Annotated in this window: 22 protein-coding genes and 2 tRNA genes; 4 read left to right on the forward strand and 20 right to left on the reverse strand. The window is 42.4% G+C overall.

The window, feature by feature from the left end; translation table 11 throughout:
* Window positions 1-101 precede the first annotated feature (101 nt).
* The 4 genes from MUY27_RS02935 (at window position 102) to MUY27_RS02950 (ending at window position 1,488) form a co-directional block, all read left to right on the forward strand.
* On the forward strand, window positions 102-554 hold the full coding sequence (locus tag MUY27_RS02935) for a VOC family protein (protein WP_245128477.1): 453 nt from the start codon (window positions 102-104) through the stop codon (window positions 552-554).
* 167 nt (window positions 555-721) lie between these two features.
* A complete protein-coding gene (locus tag MUY27_RS02940) occupies window positions 722-1,090 on the forward strand; it encodes a response regulator (RefSeq protein ID WP_245128478.1) in 369 nt (122 codons plus the stop codon).
* Window positions 1,091-1,277: 187 nt separating this feature from the next.
* A tRNA-Leu gene (locus MUY27_RS02945) sits at window positions 1,278-1,361 on the forward strand.
* Between the two features lie 43 nt (window positions 1,362-1,404).
* Window positions 1,405-1,488, forward strand: a tRNA-Leu gene (locus tag MUY27_RS02950).
* A 6-nt stretch (window positions 1,489-1,494) separates the two neighbouring features.
* Here MUY27_RS02950 and MUY27_RS02955 read toward each other — a convergent pair.
* The 20 genes from MUY27_RS02955 to MUY27_RS03050 form a co-directional block, all read right to left on the reverse strand.
* Window positions 1,495-1,779 (reverse strand): hypothetical protein, encoded by a 285-nt coding sequence (locus MUY27_RS02955; RefSeq protein WP_245128479.1) that lies wholly within the window; start codon window positions 1,777-1,779, stop codon window positions 1,495-1,497.
* 9 nt (window positions 1,780-1,788) lie between these two features.
* Window positions 1,789-2,361, reverse strand: a complete 573-nt coding sequence (locus MUY27_RS02960) for a glycoside hydrolase family 108 protein (protein WP_245128480.1) — start codon at window positions 2,359-2,361, stop codon at window positions 1,789-1,791.
* Entirely contained in the window at window positions 2,354-2,587 is a 234-nt protein-coding gene (locus tag MUY27_RS02965) for a hypothetical protein (protein ID WP_245128481.1), read from the reverse strand. The genes MUY27_RS02960 and MUY27_RS02965 overlap by 8 nt, the downstream gene beginning before the upstream one ends.
* 19 nt (window positions 2,588-2,606) lie before the next feature.
* Window positions 2,607-2,795 carry a hypothetical protein gene (locus tag MUY27_RS02970; protein WP_245128482.1) on the reverse strand — a complete coding sequence of 63 codons (189 nt, stop codon included), beginning with the start codon at window positions 2,793-2,795 and terminating at the stop codon, window positions 2,607-2,609.
* A complete protein-coding gene (locus MUY27_RS02975) occupies window positions 2,792-4,051 on the reverse strand; it encodes a hypothetical protein (protein ID WP_245128483.1) in 1,260 nt (419 codons plus the stop codon). The genes MUY27_RS02970 and MUY27_RS02975 overlap by 4 nt, the downstream gene beginning before the upstream one ends.
* A 2-nt stretch (window positions 4,052-4,053) precedes the next feature.
* Window positions 4,054-5,691, reverse strand: a complete 1,638-nt coding sequence (locus MUY27_RS02980; RefSeq protein WP_245128484.1) for a hypothetical protein — start codon at window positions 5,689-5,691, stop codon at window positions 4,054-4,056.
* Window positions 5,691-7,106 (reverse strand): collagen-like triple helix repeat-containing protein, encoded by a 1,416-nt coding sequence (locus MUY27_RS02985; RefSeq protein ID WP_245128485.1) that lies wholly within the window; start codon window positions 7,104-7,106, stop codon window positions 5,691-5,693. Before MUY27_RS02985 ends, MUY27_RS02980 begins: the two co-directional genes overlap by 1 nt.
* Window positions 7,097-7,714 (reverse strand): DUF6712 family protein, encoded by a 618-nt coding sequence (locus MUY27_RS02990; protein ID WP_245128486.1) that lies wholly within the window; start codon window positions 7,712-7,714, stop codon window positions 7,097-7,099. Before MUY27_RS02990 ends, MUY27_RS02985 begins: the two co-directional genes overlap by 10 nt.
* A gap of 25 nt (window positions 7,715-7,739) precedes the next feature.
* On the reverse strand, window positions 7,740-9,032 hold the full coding sequence (locus tag MUY27_RS02995; RefSeq protein WP_245128487.1) for a hypothetical protein: 1,293 nt from the start codon (window positions 9,030-9,032) through the stop codon (window positions 7,740-7,742).
* Between the two features lie 66 nt (window positions 9,033-9,098).
* The gene (locus tag MUY27_RS03000) at window positions 9,099-9,263 is read right to left on the reverse strand and encodes a hypothetical protein (RefSeq protein WP_245128488.1); all 165 of its coding nucleotides are present in this window, start codon (window positions 9,261-9,263) and stop codon (window positions 9,099-9,101) included.
* A gap of 1 nt (window position 9,264) precedes the next feature.
* Window positions 9,265-9,852: a hypothetical protein gene (locus tag MUY27_RS03005; protein ID WP_245128489.1), complete on the reverse strand. Its 588-nt coding sequence runs from the start codon at window positions 9,850-9,852 to the stop codon at window positions 9,265-9,267.
* 90 nt (window positions 9,853-9,942) lie between these two features.
* Window positions 9,943-11,151 carry a hypothetical protein gene (locus tag MUY27_RS03010; RefSeq protein WP_245128490.1) on the reverse strand — a complete coding sequence of 403 codons (1,209 nt, stop codon included), beginning with the start codon at window positions 11,149-11,151 and terminating at the stop codon, window positions 9,943-9,945.
* A gap of 117 nt (window positions 11,152-11,268) precedes the next feature.
* Window positions 11,269-12,465 carry a head maturation protease, ClpP-related gene (locus MUY27_RS03015; protein ID WP_245128491.1) on the reverse strand — a complete coding sequence of 399 codons (1,197 nt, stop codon included), beginning with the start codon at window positions 12,463-12,465 and terminating at the stop codon, window positions 11,269-11,271.
* A gap of 492 nt (window positions 12,466-12,957) precedes the next feature.
* Window positions 12,958-13,260 (reverse strand): hypothetical protein, encoded by a 303-nt coding sequence (locus MUY27_RS03020; RefSeq protein WP_245128492.1) that lies wholly within the window; start codon window positions 13,258-13,260, stop codon window positions 12,958-12,960.
* A gap of 148 nt (window positions 13,261-13,408) precedes the next feature.
* A complete protein-coding gene (locus tag MUY27_RS03025) occupies window positions 13,409-15,733 on the reverse strand; it encodes a coiled-coil domain-containing protein (RefSeq protein ID WP_245128493.1) in 2,325 nt (774 codons plus the stop codon).
* 50 nt (window positions 15,734-15,783) lie between these two features.
* The gene (locus tag MUY27_RS03030) at window positions 15,784-16,482 is read right to left on the reverse strand and encodes a hypothetical protein (RefSeq protein ID WP_245128494.1); all 699 of its coding nucleotides are present in this window, start codon (window positions 16,480-16,482) and stop codon (window positions 15,784-15,786) included.
* A 276-nt stretch (window positions 16,483-16,758) separates the two neighbouring features.
* Entirely contained in the window at window positions 16,759-17,355 is a 597-nt protein-coding gene (locus MUY27_RS03035) for a hypothetical protein (RefSeq protein WP_245128495.1), read from the reverse strand.
* A gap of 175 nt (window positions 17,356-17,530) precedes the next feature.
* The gene (locus tag MUY27_RS03040; protein WP_245128496.1) at window positions 17,531-18,073 is read right to left on the reverse strand and encodes a hypothetical protein; all 543 of its coding nucleotides are present in this window, start codon (window positions 18,071-18,073) and stop codon (window positions 17,531-17,533) included.
* Between the two features lie 75 nt (window positions 18,074-18,148).
* Window positions 18,149-18,802: a hypothetical protein gene (locus MUY27_RS03045; protein WP_245128497.1), complete on the reverse strand. Its 654-nt coding sequence runs from the start codon at window positions 18,800-18,802 to the stop codon at window positions 18,149-18,151.
* A 155-nt stretch (window positions 18,803-18,957) separates the two neighbouring features.
* The gene (locus tag MUY27_RS03050) at window positions 18,958-20,910 is read right to left on the reverse strand and encodes a hypothetical protein (RefSeq protein WP_245128498.1); all 1,953 of its coding nucleotides are present in this window, start codon (window positions 20,908-20,910) and stop codon (window positions 18,958-18,960) included.

The following is a 20,910-nucleotide window of genomic DNA, read 5'->3' on the forward strand; positions in this document are numbered from 1 at the left end:
GGTTGGTATTGTCGCAAACAGCCAGTGATTATGTCGCTTTTTTAGTCTTTTGCCTGCGTAAGTTGCGTTAGCTTTGTATTCTAACCAAAGCAAGAAAGATTATGCAACCAATTATTCCATTTTTATGGTACAATACAAATGCAGAAGAGGCAGTCGCATTTTACCAAAGTATATTTGAGCAAAGCCGGATACTATCTGTTAAACGGAATGGTAAAGGCGCACCCGGACCTGAAGGCGCAGTTATGCTGATCAGTTTTGAACTGAACGGGCAACAGTTTATTGCTTTGAACGGTGGCCCGCATTTTACTTTTAATGAAGCAGTTTCATTTGTGGTTTCGTGCAAAACCCAGCGGGAGATCGATCATTATTGGGAAAGATTAACTGAAGGCGGATCAGCGGGACAGTGCGGCTGGTTGAAGGATAAGTTTGGAGTGTCCTGGCAAGTTGTGCCAACTGATATTGATCAATTATTAAGTTCTGATAAGGCCATGCAGGCAATGATGAAGATGTCAAAGTTAGAGATCGAAGTTTTAAAACAGGCCAATAAGGAGTGAACGCGCAATATTTCTTCCAATTAACGTTATCCAGATTGAAGTATTAAACCTTTTTATACTTAATGTATCAAAAGGGTAAAGTAGTACTGTGTTGTAGCATTTGTGGTTTGAACTACGTCTTCATAAAAAATTAATCTTTCTAAAAGAGATTTGACACCATGGTAGAAATGGATACAAACAGGAAGATGTTATTGCTGGATAGGGATAATAACACTTTAGATGTAGCACATGATATTATGTTTTATGGCTACACCGATATGCATATTACTGCAGAGGTTGAATGTTTTTTCCAATTGGCTAAGAACTATAAGCCGGATCTGATTATCATAGACCAGCTTTTTGCGGACATTTATATTGAAGAGCTATGCAACCAGCTAAGAAGCGACGATCAAATGAAGGGTATCCCAGTAATAACGGTTTCCAAAACTTACCATCGGATTATCAGTAACGAAACCAAATCTGCTGATACGCTTTACATTCGCCAGTATGATAGCAAAGCATTTGCAGACAAAGTAAACTACCTGATGGCATCATAAAACCTGGTTATTGGTTTCGTCTAGTCTGCTTTTTTGTTGTTTTAGCCCAAACTGCTGATCAACCTGCTTTATTTGCTCGCACTGATGATTGCTTAGCTATAAAAGATTAGATTTATTATTAAAGAAATTTGCAGGAAAGACGTTTTTGTCTATATTTGCACTCCTTAAAATCAAGACCATTTCAGCAGCCCAGGTGGCGAAATTGGTAAACGTTGCGGTCTCAGAAGCCGTTGAGAATTGTCTCTTGAGAGTTCGAGTCTCTCCCTGGGCACAAGCTAAAATGTAAAAAGTTTTAGCTTTTTGTTTTTAAATAGGCCCAGGTGGCGAAATTGGTAGACGCACCATCTTGAGGGGGTGGCATTCGTAAGGATGTACGAGTTCGAATCTCGTTCTGGGCACTATAATTATCTGTTTACTGCTAGTCTTTCGTCTTTTTTTAGCTCGAGTTTGTCTATTTCCTTTTGTAGAACGTTGACTTGGTTTTCAAGCACTTTTAGTCTGAGGTCATTGATTCTTGTTTGGTTTTCCTGCGTGGATTTAATATCGTAGATGGCCTCTTTTAATTGAAAGTAAGTAGTCATTACAGAGACTACGATACTTACTGTACTAATAATTGTGACGATGATATTCCGTACAGTTATACCCCTGATTTGTTGCTCTTCAATGCTGTAGCTGTTTGCATTTCTCATAAGTTTGTTTTATGTTCTTGATAACCAGCTCTCGGCATAAATCTCCTGCGTAGGGTTGTTTTCCATGATGCTGATGTAACGGGCTATTTGAAGCCCATTTAGCAGTTTGAGAATAAGTTTTTTATTTGGATTGCTGTTAAGTGCCGAAATTGTTTTCGTTCCGATAATACCATCGACCGCAAGATCTGGGTATAGTTTCTGATTGCGATTAGCAAGGTTAAGGGCTCTCTGTAAGAATTTTGCTGCTATCGCCACCCCCATGTTTACTGCTGTATCATATATTTCATTCGCGATATCTTGGTCTGTGACCAGATCTAGTTTAAAGACATCCCAAAAGTTCTGTTTATAAAATGCATCCACTAATGCTTGGAGCTTTTGATCTGATCTTAGCAGTTTGTTTGCAGCCGGGATGTCATGTTTAGTTTTTTCTAATACCGTACGAATGGTGCCCCATCCTGGCCAGTTAGGCCAGAAATTTGATGCAATTCCCCGATAAGTCAGACCACCTCTATCAGACGGAGAGTCCGCCAATTCTCCCTCGATTAGCTTAGTTTTACCGTTAGCGATTTGAAAGTCAGCCATTGGATGCCTCCCGGGATGAATCTGTTTGTTTTACAGCAAATTGGGCAATGGCTGTAATGGCCGTTCCGACACTTATTAAAATGGTTGGAACTTTATCCGGAATTCCGGCAATTTGAGTAAGGGTAGTACCAAACGCAACTAAGCTGGCACCGAATACCTGTGCTCGTTTAAAAAACGGCGGCGTTTCTGATTTCAAGCGCTGCCAAAGTGTAGAAAGGGTTTTCATTGTTTAAATTATTTAAGGTTTAGAAATTATTTTCAATTTGCTCATCGATCAATGTGCAGTTAACACCTATCGTCTCAAGCATCGTTTTAGCCCGCGCTAATGTGTCTACTATAACTGTTCCGGCAATAAGAATTACTCCACCATCATAGTCGAGTATATCCGTTACCGCCCCATTTTCGTGTCTAATTATAAAAAGTGCCTCGTTCATGATATTGGAATGTTTGTAAATACCCAGTTGTATTGATTAACTAGTACATAAAGTTTTTCAAGCTGGCTGGCAGGTGATCCGTTGCTCACCCCCTTTGAATACCCGGATGGGGATTGATACGTCCCTGTTGGTTTGGGTATCGGTGCAGTTGTCGAGGTCGAAGACTGATAAATACGCTGTTGGTTCCTTGCCTTGTCTGCACTTGTACCAACAATCGGCGCATTTGCGACCGCCCACGTATACATATTGTCTATTGCTGAATTAATCAGCGTTAACTGCTGCGCTGCCGTGTTAGTGTATGCCCCGAACTGGGCAAAAGTGATCTTTTTGAGCTTCATGTTTGTTGAAAGCAAAAAGTCCGGGCTATGATTAGTCAGGCTAAAAGAAGTTACGTTTAAATCCGTTAAGTTAGTAAGGGCTGATAGATCCGTCCAGGTGTCCATCGGTGGCGACCATTGCAGGGATGTTAGAGTGGTAATGCTTTGGAATGTTGTAGGTATGTTGATAGTCACCCCTGTAATGCCAGTATAGAAATAACTTCCGAAACTGGTTATTTTCAGGTTAGCAAAGGACGGCGGTATTGGCACTCCGGTCGTGTAAGCGTCCTTGTTTAGCCAATCCAAGCGTAACGACTGCAACCCCCTAATATTCGGAATTAGAGCCAGATTACCCATGTTGGCATTGGTATAGAGCGTTAGGGATTGAATTGTCGCGTAACAAAGATCAATAGGCACGGTAGTCCCCTGGTCTAACTGATAACTAAGCGACGTAAGTGCATTATTAAACGCACCCTTTAATTCAGCAGTTGCTGCGCCGCAACGTATGCCGAAGTTTTGCAATAACTTGAACTGGCCAATATTAAGCGATATATTTTGGAGTGTCGGCAAGGTGCATGTAAACTCCTTTAATGCGTTTCTGCTACTTATAGTTAACGTAACCTTTCGAAGTGTACTATTAGTCCCTGTAGCATAAGTGTACTGTTTGAAATTAGCCCATTTTGGGTGTGTGGTGTCATTATTAAACCGAACAGAATAAGGCGAGGCAAAGTCAGCATAATCGGCTACGTAGGTTATTACATTGCCGTCGCCAAAGTCAGCGACAATTGAGGCTGGAGCAGTAAATCCGAAAAAAATATCATGGTTACTTGCCCCGAATGTCAACCCCGTAAAATTGAACACCAGCGACTCGGTGATCGTTCCATATTCAAAAACATTGTTCCCGTGTTTGAATATCTGATTTGCATAGTTAAATGGCATATCTATGAAAAGTTTATACGTACAACAACATTATCATCAATTGCCTCATACTTCGTTCCAGGGATGTAGTAGATATAACCGCGTGGCATCACCTTGCTATTAGCTGGTGTGATAGATGCTGTGTATTTATTAGTGCTGTTAAAAGTAGCTGCCGAAATTGCGGCCACTATGTCCGTATCGGTTACGTAGGGGCTAACGATGGTGTAATTCGCCTGTAACTGGTTTGCAGCATCTGCGGTAACTACACGCTCTGTCGCGCCGGTAAAATAGTTAATCTTGACCGCCCCGCTAAAAGTAACGTTACCGATAAACGTCCACGCCTGCTGCAAGCGCCAGGCCAGCCAATTGAATAATTTTAGGCGGCTTACAAATTTATAATCCTCGGTAACTACCGCGCTGATCTGCGTTTCTGCATCCGTTGCTGCCGTACCTGTTAGCTTAGTGCCGATTGTCGTTCCGTTGGCGGTGATCTGCGCCTGCAACTTGCCTGGCGCAGTAAGAACCGTGTCTAATGCCGTGATCGGAGTCGCTGACGACAAGTCTAAACCTGTTAAAGCCGTTCCGCGAATTGTTGCTGCAATATTCGTGATGAGGTTCTGAACCTTACCGAAAGCGGCCAAAATACTATCAGTTGGGGTAATATTGCCGGTTACCGCTGCAAGGCCAGTAAGCACGACAGCAAGTACACGCGCAGAGGTGAAATATAGATTTGTGGCACCTTCAGTTACCGAATCTGTACTGCCTGGGCTGGCGGATATTTCTACATAGACGCTTCCGCTCCACCTATAAATCTTGTTTGTATTGATCGCAGTGTAGATCTTGCCTGTTTCACCTGTTGCCGGGAACGCCGCAAGGTTGGCATATTCTAAAACGTCATCTACGTAGGATGGCAGGTAAGTAGCCGCAATCTTTCCGTTACCGTCGCCGATCTTGTTGATAATGGTGGTTGCTGTTTCTTCGGTGATATCACTTAGCTCGGCAATCGTTCCGTTTTTGCCTTGTAAGATTTTTGTAAATATGTTATTTCCACCACCTGTGGGGTTAGTAGCTCCGACAAAAGTGTACTGGTTATACGCAGAGGGATCGCTTGAATTGGTTGCCCTTAAATCTAAAATATATGCGGCGGCATTAGGGGCTGCATAAGTATCTACCAATAAACCCGAGCTTGCCCCGGCACCGGCGGTTTTTCTAAGTAATGTTGGATTAGCCCCGGTATTTGTGAAACCGTTTAGCGTTGTTGAACCTGTAAATGTCCAGTTACCGGAAACTATTCGATCAATACCCAAGAAACGGGCTATTCCTAGCCAAAATTTTTTAGGCGTTACAATAGCGTTATCGTTGGTCGTAATTTCATTTTGGATAGTTGCCTGGTCTGCTATTTCATTAAAAACAACCAATTGGTTATCTGTAATACCATCTCGCCACCAGTACATGGTGGCTACTTCAGATAAATAGGCTACGACAAGCAGACCTTGGTAGCGTAGGGCAGTCGGGATCAGCGAGCAGGCCTCGGCAGCACTGGCATAAGGTACGCTGGTATCTGTTCCTGATGTGGTTGTTTTTTTGAGCGAACGCTCATCTATTGCGACCGGGTTAACCGGGCTGATTCCAAATGGTAATGATAGTCCTTGTGCGGCCATTAGCTGATGGTGATTAAATGTCTGTGATTGGATGAATAGGCTGTTGCAATGCTCACGACGTAGAGCGTACCATTAACCAACGTTGTTAAAGAAGCGTCAGTTACCTGGAGAGCAGATGCGATATACGAACTGGTGATGTTAGCGCCAAGGGCATCCTGATCGATTACGCTCACTAATGTTTTACCTGTCGGTATCCAAAAGGCAAATGTTTTCTGATCGGTGCCGGTGTTCAGCGTGTAAGTGTTACCTGTACTGGTAAGTGTTCCAGTCAATGTACGAACTGCCCCACTATTAGCAGGTGCCGTGGCTACGGGACCATAAAATATTTTGTAGTAACCTTTAAAATTACTTAATATGCCGGATGTAGCCGTTCCGGCATTAATTCGACCTATGGGATCATCTATTTGAATGATGTTTTGCTTAACCGGGCCTTGTGCATAGGATACGAATCCTTGATAGCTAGGTGAAGTTGCGGTGATCGTAATCGGATCTGTTAAGGTTGTGCCTGTGGATATCTCTGTGCCGTTCTTCCTGATGCTGTAGGTTTGCGCTGCGCCGCCATCGTTTTGCGTAAATAGCAAGTTGATGGTTATTGCCACCGATTGACCGATCTCATAGTTGCCGGCTTGGCTTGAAGATATGCTAGCAGTTGGTGCGGTATAGGTTGGGTGTGGTACCAGGGCGTTAGTGAGTTTAGCTAAATCTGCTTGCTTCGCTATATAATTGTAATCGGGAATAAGTTTCTCGCTGCTATCAATTAGAAACCCTTGGCCAATATCGTCTGCTGTGATACCTGAAAGAGATACACCTTGTCCCCAATCTTCATTTGTTTTAGGGCCAAATAACGTCGTACTGGTTGTGTTCAGATAAAAGTCGCCGTTGGTGCCGGTAGATAAATTAGAGGGGTCAAGCGGACCGCTTAAAATACTTTTACCATCTGCACCCGGTAGTCCATCATCACCTTTGGGGCCTCTCGGCCCGGCAGGGCCTGACAGCATTGAAAATGCCTGGATCCAGTTATTGTTGTTTTTCTTGTAGAAAACACCCGCACCAGTGTTGATGTAAATGTCACCATCATTTCCAAAGCCTGGAGACGGGTTACCAAGGTCAAAGTATATCTGGCTACCATTCCCTTGAGTCAATTGGTACTTAGAAATCCAGGTGCCATTAACTTTTTGTAAAATGTTATTTGCAACTGTGTTGATAAAGATGTCGCCATTTCTACCGGCAGCGTCTTGTGGCAGAACGGTTCCAAATAGAACCTGTGCCCCTGCTTGTATATTGCCTTGAAGATATGGAAGAAGGCTCGATAAGTTAAACTGATAATCCGCGCCGTTACGTGCAATTATGCTGACGTCGCTGCCATCTATTGCAGAAGCTACAGGCAATTCTGTTAGTTTTTTGTCTATTGCCATAGTGGATTGATAATTAAAGGATCTGTCAAGTCTGTCGATAAATTAAACGAGGTACGGTCAATTCCCCGAATCCGTGCTGCTGGTTGCCGGGCATTTTTGTTTTTTAAATCGTATTGCCACAATTGAAAGTCGTCGCGATGATCGTTCAGAAATTTTTCTATTTCGTTTGCATAGGCATTTGCAATGCTGCGGTATCTGCCAGTGAGTTTTGATATATCAGTTGAAGAAAGACTTACTGAAGTATCATGCGTCTTGGAGACCAGGCCCGTAGAGCTGAAACGGACAGCATCTGTTTCGATTATTCTGGCAAGTGTAAAATAAACCAATGCCGGAGCGATACCTTCATAAAGAACAATATTGCCGTTTAAATCAAGGTACTCATTCCCATTGAGCAGGTTACGATACCCCTCCGGTGCGTTATCTTTAATAGTGCCGTCCGGATTAAATTGTGAAATAAAACTGTTAAAGAAAGGTCGCCCTAAAAGCATTTTAAAATCGAGATCCTGTGCCTTTTTAATGTGACTTAGAAGACGTTCGGGTTTAATGTTGGGCGAAATGTCTTCGAATCTCCGTATGGTTTCCTGGTTGATAAGATATACTTGAGTCATTAAGAAAGATTATAGTGTTAAAAGATTAGCTTCCAAGAACCATCGCCCTCGCTTCCGCAGCTTTAAACCCATAAGCGTGAATCAATACGGCTACTTTATTTTCTGGTGTAAGCGTTGAAAGTAATAGCTGGTTGATATTTCCACCGGCATTCATGCCGATATTGTTATCAGCCACTTCCGCAGGTATTTCTGCGATGTTCCAATTCCTTTCAGGATTGATTTCTAGGTAGAAGTTTTCCATCAGTTCGGCGAAAACCTCACTAATCTCCATCCTGTCGGGAAAGGTTTGATCATTGAATTCTTTAATGGCTTGCTTTTTTTCTCCGCCATTACTCAGGCCCGATGCTTTTTCTGAATTAACCAGTTCCCTGGGGATAGAAAAGCCTTTGATAATCCTTGCCTCTACGGACTTTTCCGTGCTTTCAAAGAGTTTATCGTTATTCTGAATAGAGTATGGCTGAAATTCGGGTTTAGATTGCTCCTCATCATATTCGATCACAATTATCTTCTGCGCACTTTTAGCCCCTTGAAAAACGCCAAGATCACGTTCCAGTTGCGAAGGGACATTGACGGCCGGATATTGCCCGCCTGTAACCGCATCGGTATTATCCGCCTCCTCCCTTCGGGATGGCATAAATAACATGGTAGAGGGTAGAAACCCGGTAGTAACCTCGCGGTTATTAAAAGTTTTAATACCGGCCTCGGTTTCGAAATCCTCCCAGACGCTATCTGCTTCAATCAAAGGATAATCATCTACCTGCGGGTTGAAGTACAATAACTGCCCTTTATATTTATCCCAGCCGCCTGCTGCAACTACCTGTTCAATAATAACTTCGGGATCCGGATTGTAGTGATCCAAGAATGTGATCTTAGATCGCATAATATTCTTCCAGGTTTTTCGTCCCCAATCATTATAGACGGCGTATTTACCCGCCGTATCCGCGCAGTCGGTATCACCCATCCTGATGTCTTCGAATTTCACATAACTTAATGCACTGATCTTGAAGTTTGCATTGTAATTCACATGAATACCAAAGCCGGTAAATAGTGCTTTATCTGTAGCAACTGCTTTTAATAGTTTATGAAGGGTAAGGCCCTGGTCACTTATTGTTTTTTTTCCAAGGCCCGGCGCTTCAAAGCCCCGGCCTGCGATGAATCTGGCGCGTTTATTCCAGCAGTCTTTTGCGGTAGGCGAAGCTGCAATTAACTCCAGCATGCGTTGGGGGTAAGCATTGTCCTGATCATAGTTCAGGATGCCATAAGTCTGGTTCGGACGTATTGTTATTCTTCGTTCAATCTGAGGCAGATAGGTTTTCATGAAGTCTTGTTAAAGTTTTAGAAGGTCGTTCGCCCGTTTTGACGAACGACCATAGCGCTGAAAGTGTTATTGTTTAGGAAGCCTTTTGAAGAGTGCCTTGATATGGGGGAATCTTTGCAGATACCACGCTGCTGCTTCGTCTGTTAAGTTGCCGTTATGGTGAATGGCGGGTGATCGGGGAACGAATTGATGTTTACCTGGTTTAAGCAGGTACTGTCTTTTCGCTCTCATGTTAAACAGTTGTTAGTGCTTCCAGTGCTGCAAGTGTGCTGGCGTAAGTTGGTGTACCGGATTGAGCGCCAATAGATACTGCACGCGGAGGATAAGGTTCGCGGGTTTTATCCGGATTTGTTAATTTTAATTTGTAGCCGCCTTCAATGGTTTCGTCCGCTGCGTTACGTTCGGCATCCGTAAGAATTAAACCGTTTACTGCACCGAATAGCTCAATAGCAGAATCGCTTGACTTGTAGTTGTTAATGACCACTGCGCACACCCGGCCATAGCCCATGGCATGTAATTGTGATTTTACATCAACCGACAGTCCGGCGATATTAAAATCGATTTCTTCGGTATAACGGGGGCCCACCTGTGTTTTTACCAGTTTAGAAACAGTATTGAAGCTGTTGTTTGTACCCTCGAACTTGTAAACTTTTGCATTGCTAACGGCAGTTAATCCCGTTACGATCAGTGGATTGGTTGGATCGAAGGTGAGCGTAACATCGTCCTGGTTGAAAATATAGATGACATCTTCGATACCAGAAGTAACAGGCTCATGCGAACCAATAGCAAAGCCAGCGCTTATTTTATTGTATATAGACATATAGTTGGTTAATGGTTATTTGGTTAATAGGTTATTGTATGTTGCTGTACTGAAAAAAGTAATAACTTAATAATCAGTAACTGAATAACTTTACGCTGACAGGTAGAACAGCTCGTTGGCAAACTTGAAGTTTACGGCCGCCTTCATGCGTGCTTTCATACGCACCACATTATCGTTAGTGTAAGGCTTCATGTAAACGGTAGATAATTCTGAAGCATCGCCCAAAAGATCCACGCCTAAGAACAGATTAGAGCTTCTTGCACCCAGGATGGTATTTGCCTGCCAGTGGTTCATTAATTGCAGTGGAATACCCAGGTAATCCATTTTCTTTTTATCAGCGAAGGCATTCAGCACGTTGGTTGCTTTATTTGCCTGTGCTTGTGCATAAGCGTAGCCGACGTGCAGCGGGATTTGCAGGTTAAAATCGTCCTGAACGCGATCTGCCGGATCTAATTGTGAATAAACACTGCTTAATACCCCCAGTACGTTGCTGGCATTGATATAGCTTACGGTAGCAGCAGTCGAGGTGCCTGTGAATGAAGCAGCTTTACGGGTGTTGATCTCGTTAAAATTACGAACCAGCTTAAAGGTAGTAGCGCTTAGCACCTGGATGAAGTAAGATTGGCCGCCAACATCAATACCCGGAGCGCCGTTAGTGGTATCTTTAAAGGTGCCGGTAATATTGGTAAGGGTTACTACGTCGCCATCGGTAAGGTTTGACGTATCCGACACGGTTACTACACCTACATTGCTGATCGCGGTGGCAGCCATTGAAGTGGCTGGCTTGCTTAAGCCCACTTTATATACGCCGCTTGCAGCGCTGATGGAAGGTAGCAGACCGGTAAAACCCGCAGTGAAAGCGGCTTCTTTAGTGGCTGATTTACCTAGCCAGTACAAGCGTTCATTAGCGATTTGGATTTTGGTTAGGTAACGCTGAACCATAAAGTCTGACAGGTCTACCACGCCTTCGTAGTCTGAGAACGCGCCCGGAGCAAGGCTTTGTGCTTCCCATGATTGTACCAGCTTATCCCATTGTTCTTGTTTCATAAACTCGTACACAACAGGGTCCAGGTAACTTTCTACCTGTTGGGCGGTAGTACCCTGATCGGTAAACATGCCGGATGGGTCCTGCAGTTTCACATCATCATCGACATCAAGGATCACCTTGCGAGATTTTACATCATTAATTACAGTTAAAAGGCCACGCTTAACAGAATCTGCTTCGAGCAGGGTGCTGGCCATGAATCCTGCCAGCGCTTCGCCGGCATAGGTGTTATTGGTAAAAGTAAATTGAGGCATTAGTTTTTGTTATTGATTTTATAAGAGAGGAGCGAGTGGCGGAGTTGCGAGGAGCGGGTTTTGCTTTTTGTGCGAAAGATTAGGGCTACCCGGAACCGACAACTGGTAACCCGCAACTTATTTCGCCTCCCGCACGGCTTGTTTTACCGCGTTTTGTGCAAGGCTGGTTTGTGGAGCAAAGAAAGGGGTATGCTCACCCTGGGCTTTGTTGCTACGGCGTGAGCCTTCGGGCGTATAGGTGGATTTAATTTCGTTCTTCACCTCTTCGCGGGTTTGTTTTAAACGGGCATTGGCGGTTTCTAAGGCAGCACGTGCTTCTAAAAGCAGGCTGTTTTGTGCATGAAGCTTCGCACGGATCTCGCTCACTTTGTTTTTTATCTCTTTTGACGACAGGCCTTTCATGCGATCTGTAGGTACGTCATCGTCATCATCGTCAACTTCACATGGCGCTATTTTTTGAACTTTTCCGCCTGAAACCACCAACTGTTTACCGTCTGAAGTGGTGTAGCTATCGTCAACGGCAGGGGTGGTCATGTCCTCGTCCTGGTAAACTTCGGTATCCTCGTCCAGTTCGCCGCTATGGTGTAAAACACCTTTATCGGTAATGGTGGCTTTGTTCACCACTTTTTTAAAGAAATTCATCAGCTTGTCTAAAACCGTAGCGGTTTTGTCGATCAGGTCTTTGTTTTGAATGTTCATGTTTGGGTTCTGTTTTTTTGTTAAGATTTTATTAATGCAACGTTGGTAAACTGCTGGTGCGGTATTAGTAAGCTGGCTAATGATAGCACTATTGGTTACCGCGGGAGTGTATTCCTCAATCCGGTCGATAAAGCCCAGATCCAGTGCCTGGTCGGCGGTCATCCAGGTGACGGCATTGATCAGGCTGTTAATCGTTACCTCGTCAAGACCGGTTTTAGTAGTGTAGATTTCTGCCAGGCGGGACTGTACTACATTCAGCATTTGCACGTCTTTCAGCAGTTCGTCTGCGTTGCCGCCCGAGCCTACCATCGGTTTGTGGATCATCAGCAACGCGTATTTGCTCATGATGATCTCCTGACCAGCCATGGCTACCACCGATGCTGCCGACGCTGCCAGCGCATCTATACAAGTGGTGACTTTGCCGGGATATTTTTTAAGCAGATCATAAATGGCGATGGCATCAAAAGCGCTGCCCCCGGCCGAGCTGATATGGACCTCGACATCCCTGCCTGCCGCCTGCTCCAGTTGCGCCTGGATACTCGCAGACGACAGGCTGCCGCTCCCGATACCATCTGTTTCGGTATCGTATAGATAGATTTTAAAAGGTTGATTCATTGTTTTTTGATTACACTGATTGTGGTGTGAACACACCGGTTGGAGGAGAGGAAGCCCCACCTAAATCCTCCCCGGTAGGAGAGACCTCTCCCTAACCCTCTCCAGGGAGAGGGAATTTAAAGGTTTATTTCGCTATTCGCTTGTCGCTTACCGAACAATACAAAGATCGGTAGCGGCTTCGGAATTATTGGTGGCGGAGGTTTGTCAGGGACGCCCCACCTAAATCCTCCCCGGTAGGAGAGACCTCTCCCTAACCCTCTCCAGGGAGAGGAAGGCCCCACCTAATCCTCCCCGGAAGGGAGGACTTTTGAAATTTTCGCTATCCGCTTACCGCTTGTTGAACAATACAAAGATCGGTAGAGGTTTTGGGATTTTTGGTGGCGGTGGATTGTCGGGAGATAGATTGCACCGATTTTGTTTGATTGCACTGATGGGAACGCTTTTGGATTCCTCGCTCTCCGCTTCCCTCTCACCGCTTAACCTATGTTTATGTTAAAAATGCTCATTGGCATAATTTTCCTCGAAATCATCTTCTTCATCTGTAGTTGGGAGCAGGTCTTCTTCTACTTCTTTGAAGCAGTTGAGGGCGCGCCAGATGGTGCGTTCGTCTTTGTTGAATTTTACTTCTGCTTCCAGAACGGCTTTGTTTTTGGTTAACCCGCGGGTTTGCATCTGGGCATGTACCCAAAGGTAGATCTCGCGGTAGGTGAATACTTTTTCGGTGATGAAACCGGCTTTGTAAAGTTCAGAGAATACGCCATCGTCAAACAGGGCGTTTGCTAAGTTGATATCCATTGTTGTTAATTTTTAGTCGGTAAGTTGGGAAGTGCGGGGAGTCCGGGGAGTCCGTTAGTCCGTGAGATGAATTGATTCAAGAAATTCCAGGTCTTGATTCTTGGCTCTTGATTCTTGCTTCTCGGGTATAGCTCTTGCTTCTAAAAAATTACAGATTCACCCGGTTGACGGTTTGCGCCAGGATGTTTTGCTGGTTGTTAACGTCTTTTACGTCGACGTAGATAGGAGGGAAGTTATTGATCATCTGGTAGGCGAGGGTATTGGCCAGGTCTTTTACATCATTTGCCGGCTGACTGTAGTACCGGTTGGCATTGCCACCATCTGTAAATATACCGCCGATAGCGTAACCTCTGCCAGGATTAGGCATAGAGAAGTCGCGGCCGCCGAAAGCAACGTTAACGGCGCTAACCAGGTTACGTGCCCAGGGGTTACGCATGGCTTCGGAAACCACAATGGCTTCGCCCGAACGCAAATAAGCGTTGGTATTATCAGTACGGCTATAACCTGCCAATAAAGCCCCGCGACCATCAGATACATACTGGCCACCTTGTGCAAAACCGGGTTTTTGTTTTAGGATGGATGCCAAATTTGAAGCACCGGTTGCGGCGACGATAGCCGTCTCTGCTATCGCTTTTGCAGTGCCGATTAATGGAAAACCTGCGTTTGCTTTCCAAATACCCATAATGGCAGATTTGGTGTCAATAATCACCTGCGCAGCCGCAGCAGCTTGATGCGCTTTGAAAGCTGCTTTTGCCGCCACTGTGTTTTTACCAAATATTCCCATCAATTTAGAAGAAATATTTGTAACGCCGTCAAGGTATTTCTTTTGGTTGGCAGCCTCTACAGCAAGACGGTCTTTGTCTAATTGTGCAGACTTGTCTTTATAATCCTTCTCTATCTTTAAACGTGCGCCATCTTTCAGATTTTGTGCATCTATAGCCTGCTTAAATTCGAGATCTAAGAGTCTTTGTTTATCTGTAAATTCTTTTTTCCACTTTTTGTCAAATTGATCTTGAACAATGTCTCCTTCTATAGCATCTTTTTGTTTTGCAAATTCTTCCTCAGATAATCCTTTTCTTTGAGCAGGTAATTTGTCGGTTAATTTAACTTCTTGAGATTGATAACCGAGACTTTTTGCCTCTGGTAACAAATTACTGCGTGTTGCAGATGTTAGATTGCGCTTGTGGCTGATTGAAACGCTATCTTTTTTGTGTTTGGCATCACTTTCCTTAGAATCGAATGCATCTTGTACTGTCTTTGCAAATCCAACAACTTCCTTTTTTGTTTTCTTATAAACATCAACTACTTTGTCAAATGCCTTACTTGCCGAATGGCCTATTTCGGTAAATCCCTCATTCATCTCATTCCAATGACCCGTAAATAAGCCGTGTAAAATTTTTTTGAACGGACTTAATATGTCGGAAAGTGTTTTTATTGCATTTTTCCAGACTATCTTAATAGTATCTGTTGGATGGATAATAGTTTTTGCAATAGTGCCACCTAAGCTAACGAATACGTCTTCTACTATCTTAACAACTTTGCTCACTTCGCCTAAAACAACCTTCAATACCTTTTGCCCTTTTGTGCTTTTAGTCAGCCATTCCGTTAAAGATTGTAATACTAGGACTAAAAGCCCGAAACCAGTAGCCTTAATCGCTGCGCCCACTCCGTTAAACCCGTATTTCACAACCTCTAATCCACCTTTCATTGCATTAAAGCCTTTGGTAACCGATTCTAAGGCGGGACCAAATTCCTCATTACTCTCCTTCAGTTTGTCAAACGAGGATTCGAAAGCTTCTATTGTTTTCTTATGAAAATCAAACGTTTCACTGCTCTTTGCAATTGTTTCATCTCCTTTCTCAGTTGCCGTATTAAAATCTTCGACCTTATTACCGGCCTCGTCGTATGAACTTCCTAAAGCTTCTAACCCTTTTTGAAAAGAAAGTTGCGAATTCAATAATATAGTTTGCTTTCCAAAAGCTTCAAGGCCTTCTGTCGCAAGTTGCTGTTTTAAATTATACTTATCTAAAAGATTAGTTACGGTTTTATAATATTTAGATTGGATATCTCCTGAAGCTTGTAAATTGCTTTGTCTCCTTATGAGACTATCTATAATAACACTATAACTTTTTGACTTTTCTGATAATTCCGTAATACCCGCTTGAGTTTGTTCTAATTCCTTTTTGTAAGCCTGGGCTTTCTGTGTAGAGCTTTTAATATTGTCATCAAATGCTGATAGGTTCTTTTTTATGGCTTCAGCGTTCTTTTTTAAAGCTTCTGTGTGTTTTTCTAGATGATCTTCACAGTCTTCTAACTTCTCACTATCTTTTTTTAAAGCTTCTGTTTTTTTTTGTAAAAGATCTGTATTTATCTTCAGCTCTTTGGAATTAGCTGAAAGCTCATCTGTGTTTTTCTTTAGTTTTTCAGAGTTCTTATTCAAGTCCTCTGAATATTTTTCTAATTGGTCGCTCATAAAATATTTATTATGCCAATTGGCATATTTAATTAAAAATAAAAGGCTGGTTATAAGTGCCTTTTTCTTTTGTGTTTTTTATTGCTTATGTTAATGTCGGAGCCAGACCTGTCTATTTTCTGCTTACGTAACTTTGTGATAGTTTCAGGCTCAGACAGAGAAACTAAATTTGCCGTGATATAGTAGTCATTGTTGGCAAGCATGTAGCCTTTAGGGATAGTATCAGGCTCTATTTCCCTGCATATTTTTAAATTCGGGTTTATTATAAAACGATTCCAAACAACCACATCATAATCTTGCGTACTGTCTTTTTTTGCGATTGTTCCAACAAAGGCATCTCGATATTTTAGTGCACTATCAGGTGAAAAAACCAACTTCGCATAAATTAACTTCGGTTTTGCGTTAGTGTCCAGATTTAACTTCAATTTATCTTTTTTCCATTGATCGATGTGCATAGCATCAATATCCGCAGCCATTACAGGCCTAATCAACCTACGAACAAATAAACCCTTAGAAGCAGTATCCTGAAAGTAATGATCGTCTAAATAGATGGAATCTCTTATTTTTGATTTTGCCCATATTTCTTCAGAATCATTGTTAATAATTTTTCCAAACCCCCAAAGCGTGCACGCTACGACAGAGAAGATAATCAAGGTGCCGAAAAAAAGCACATTGAGCAAGCCATAGCGATTGACTAGCTTAAAAAATATTGTAGTTCCGATAATGTATATGAAGATTTTCTTTAACATGGTTTAAGTTGCTAATATTATTGGTAAATATATTTAATCACAATAGTATTTGCAAGAGAGTTGTCAACAAAAGTTAAGCGTTTTAATGCATCTATAGCAGTTTTTAATTTAGGTATCTGGTCGATTGACATCCATATTTAATTTGATATCAATGTTTATGGTTTGATCGGGCATGATTTATATTTTTAATATGCAAATTGGCATAATTTGAGGCATTTTTTTTATTATAAATTTTAAAATCAATTTTTTTGGAGTTGGAAACTCTACTCTTTGGGTTTATTGTTTTTTACATATTCCTTCAGGAAATACGTAGTACTTGCTGTCGGCATAAGTGTAACCAGAAGGGAGTACAGTCTTTGGATGATAGTTGTCGTTGTCTTCTAAAGCCTTCTTGACAGGCTGGACTATTGCAAAATTTTCCCATACCCAATTATTCTGGTCATCTTTGGTTTTTAATATAACATGGTCAACATAATTACCAACTGGAGTTGACTGGGCAAATTCACTTATATATTCATTAGTAGTAATTACATAATTTCCTACGAAATTCTTTTTTAGGTTCAGTTTTAGCTTGGTTTTCTCTTCCTTGTTTGTGGTCATGGTATCAATTTCCTCTTCGCTTAAAGGTTTGATAAGTCGACAAACTAATATCCCGGTTAACGTATGTTCATTTCCCGGTACTCGTTTTACGAATACGTTATCTTGTTTATGGAAATGCTCGTATTTAAACACATATGCATAATATGCTTTAAGCCAGTCGTAATTAACCACAATAGTACCAACAATCGCAGCTATCAAGATAGAAATTATAAATATGTTAATTCGACGCTTTTTGGGATCAAGTACTTGAGTCGTTTTTTCTTCGATTTTCATATTCGACGTGATAGATTAGGTTAACAGCATAATTGCGACGTGATTGCTAATTCTATTGGTAAATATATTTAATAGCTATTGTATTTGCAAGAGAGTTATCAACAAAAGTTAAGCTATCTCATTTGCCGTTGTTGTAAATTTAAAAAAAGCCTTGGCTAAACAGGCTTTTGACTTGCTAATCCCCATTGTTCTCCTTGTCCCTCGTAAATCCGGCTACCACATAGAATGGACCGCTAACCTCCTTGTAACCAACTGGGATATTTGACGGCGTACTATAAGAGTTTAGATCTTTATATAACGCTTTCTTATTAACTTTTATAGCGTACATTAACATCGGAATTTGTGTTTTATCATCCATCCAAATGTTAATAACCTTGTAGTCTAAATAGGTGCCAATTTGAGACGTCTTGTACTTATTCAAGCTGTCGGCACTTAACACCCATTTGGCTTCCACCAAACACTGAGATCCGCCATTTTCAGGTTCGATAGTTTGATATATGTCTATAGTGTACCCCTTTTTTATCAGCCTATTAGTATAATAAACTTTATCGCCTTTTTTGAAAGGATTCTTTTTTATATTCACATAGTAGAGTTTTATCCGTCGTCCCTGTGTTAAAAATATCACAATAACAATTACGATAAGGGCGACGGTTGATATAATCCATAACTTTTTGGTTTTTTTTGCTTTAGGTTCAGCAGCGGTTTCTTTTAGTGGCATGGTTTAAGTTGCTAATTGGAGATTGTATAATTACGATAGACTGCTTTGATAGTATTTAAACTGATTGTCGGTATTTTAATAATTGGTTTTTATCTCCCTGAATTTGTCGGTGTTTTTATCCGTCACTGCACGGGCTTCAATAAAATAAAGTCCATTCATATCATAATCGTATTTATGCGTTTGTGGTACATCTTTAATATGATTAACGTCGAGCACTACAACAGTTGTGTCAGGCTTTATTTCGTAAAAAGTCATCGATTCATATGCACCATCAACTTTCTTCCGGTAGTGAACTGATCTTACAAATGTACCGATGTAAGCATTTTTACGCTTGCATAAACTATCTGTACTAATTCCATATCCATTCTCAATGCCATAAGCCTTATCCCCAAAGCTGATATTTCTTTTAATTAAATCTTTTTCAGCAAGGTCTATATTCATTTCGTCGATTTCATCATCTTTTAAAGGTGTTATACCCGTATAAAAAGGTTCTAAATGATGTTTAAATGTGGTGTCGTTAACCAGATAGTCAACCAGGTATAGCTTATCACCTGGTTTATAAGGGTCTAAAGAGAAAGAAAAACTTTTGTTGTTCAATAAAAAGAAGCCAGTGGCCAGCGCTACTGCTATCAACGCGATGTAAACCCATTTGCCAAAATTGCTACTTTTTTTTTTGACCTTATCAGGGTCTTGAATTATTCTTCTAATCGGTTTGGGTGGGATAGGCATGGTTGCTAATATTATTGGTAAATATATTCAATCACAATAGTATTTACAAGAGAGTTATCAACAAAAGTTAAGCGGATATTAGTTAGCGGTCATTAGTCACTGGTCAATAGTTATAAGCTAGCGGTCATTGGTCAATTGTTATAGATCAAGCTCTCTTAACCCAGCTTTATTAACTCCACCTTTGTAGGTTGGCCTTTGCGCCAGCTGTCTATTTTGTTGATGTAGTAGTAGCAGCTGTCCTGCCGCAGGTAAACGGGTACCAGCAGGTCAAGCTCCAAAATGTCACGGGGGCTAAGCAAGAAGTAACGCACCACTTTTTTACTATACTTTAGTATGCGTTCCAACTCGGGGTAATACTTTAGCCGCAGTTGCTCAAATTTAAGGCTGTATTCTCCATTGGGTTTATCAAAATAGGGTATGGAAACCACGTCATTTGTCAGGACGCGCGTGGCGGATCCATCCGTAAAGGTTACGTTCTGCACGCTAACGGTGTCATTAATTAAAATGCGAGGCTCGGTACTTACACTAAAGTCGGTATTAGCCGGGTCGTTCTGGTCTATTTTATTGATGATGGAGATGTTGCTGTTACCCCAGGGGCGTACGAGCGACGGTGCAAACTGGCTCTCGAACAAGTCAGCGGTTGCGGGTAGGGTAGCATCATCCACCCTGATCTGGCTATCGGCGAAGCCCGGCGGTAATACATTATCGTCTGCTTTGTACTTCATGTAATTCGTTTGCGCATAACCACCCAGTTGAAAAGCAACCGACTTACCCTGGTCCAGGCATTTATCACTCCAGTCTTTCGCCACCGGGATATTCGCCACAATATCTTTGAAAAAAGCAAAGTTGACGGTACGGGTAGTGTTATTGGTTTGGCAGATAACTCCGAAACGCTGCAGGGTATCTTTCAGCAGGTCTTTCTGGCTGATGTCGGGGAAGATGCGTTCGCATTGAACCGTTTGTTTGTACAGTACATCGTTTTGCTTGTTGGTAATGGTAAGTAACGAGCCGCTTAAAAAGTAGGCATCAGTTTGCTTTGATTCCAGCCAGTACCAAATTCTGAATTTATCGCCTTGCTTCATCTGCAGATCTACCGAAATTTTCTGCTTTTCGTAAAACTGGTAATCACTCGATTTGTGCCCGTCATGCCTGGCAACATTTAAATCTCCGCGACCGTCATAGCGGATGCCGATATACACGCTAATATCCCCGCCCTTTGTTCCTCTTACTTTTACACCGTACAGTAGATCGACGGTGACTTCCATATCCTGCGGAGCAGTGTAGTTGGTGTTGTCAAATATTAATGGGCTGCCATTGTTTACCTGCTGGAAGGGTATAAGGCCATCCCTGTTACCGGATGGATCGCAGTGTAAATCTGCAGTGGTTTGGGCTGAAACTGAATATTGGTTTGGCCCGTTCTGGATATCGGTCCCATGTTGAAAGCTGTCATTCGCAAACTGCACGATTAGCTTCTGATACAGTGGGTCGTTCAGTAAAGAGCCGGTAGCTTTAAAGCCTGCGTTATTAACCATTATATCAATGGCCGTTTTCAAGAAGAAGCCTGGCCGCAAATAGCGCACATTAATGGGTTTATCTATATTGCGCTCTACCGCACCATAATCAACTACCGGCCAAATCCATCCCTCTGTTTTTCGTTGCGATGCCACGACGTTATCCAATGTCCAGGCATGGTCATAGCTTTTAAAAGGCTTGCTCAAGCCGGTGGATGTGGTGCTGTCGCCCAGGTCATAGATCTTACCGTCTATAGCGTCAAAAAAATCTACGTTGCCAGAAAGTACCGTAATGTTGGCTACATCCTGTTCTACGCTGTTTAGTTCGGCCTGTCCATAGGGCACAATTTCCAGCCCGTCCTGGATAATCCGCGCGGGGTATTTGCTATAGGGGGCCTTTGTGCAGAAGGCGATAGAATCGGGGAAGCCCAGTATCCGGCGGTTATTCTGGGTTAAGGGCAGCTTAAACTGGTTAGAGGTGTTGCCCTGCTGGTTTTTTACCTCGCCCAGGTTATTGATCTGAAAGGTGAGCGCAATGGGGCTGTCGTCTGTCAGGTCTGCCAACTGATCGTTAATATAAAGTTGCAGGTTATTCAT

The sequence above is a fragment of the Mucilaginibacter straminoryzae genome, assembly GCF_022953055.1.
In the GTDB taxonomy this organism is placed as follows: Bacteria; Bacteroidota; Bacteroidia; order Sphingobacteriales; family Sphingobacteriaceae; genus Mucilaginibacter; species Mucilaginibacter straminoryzae.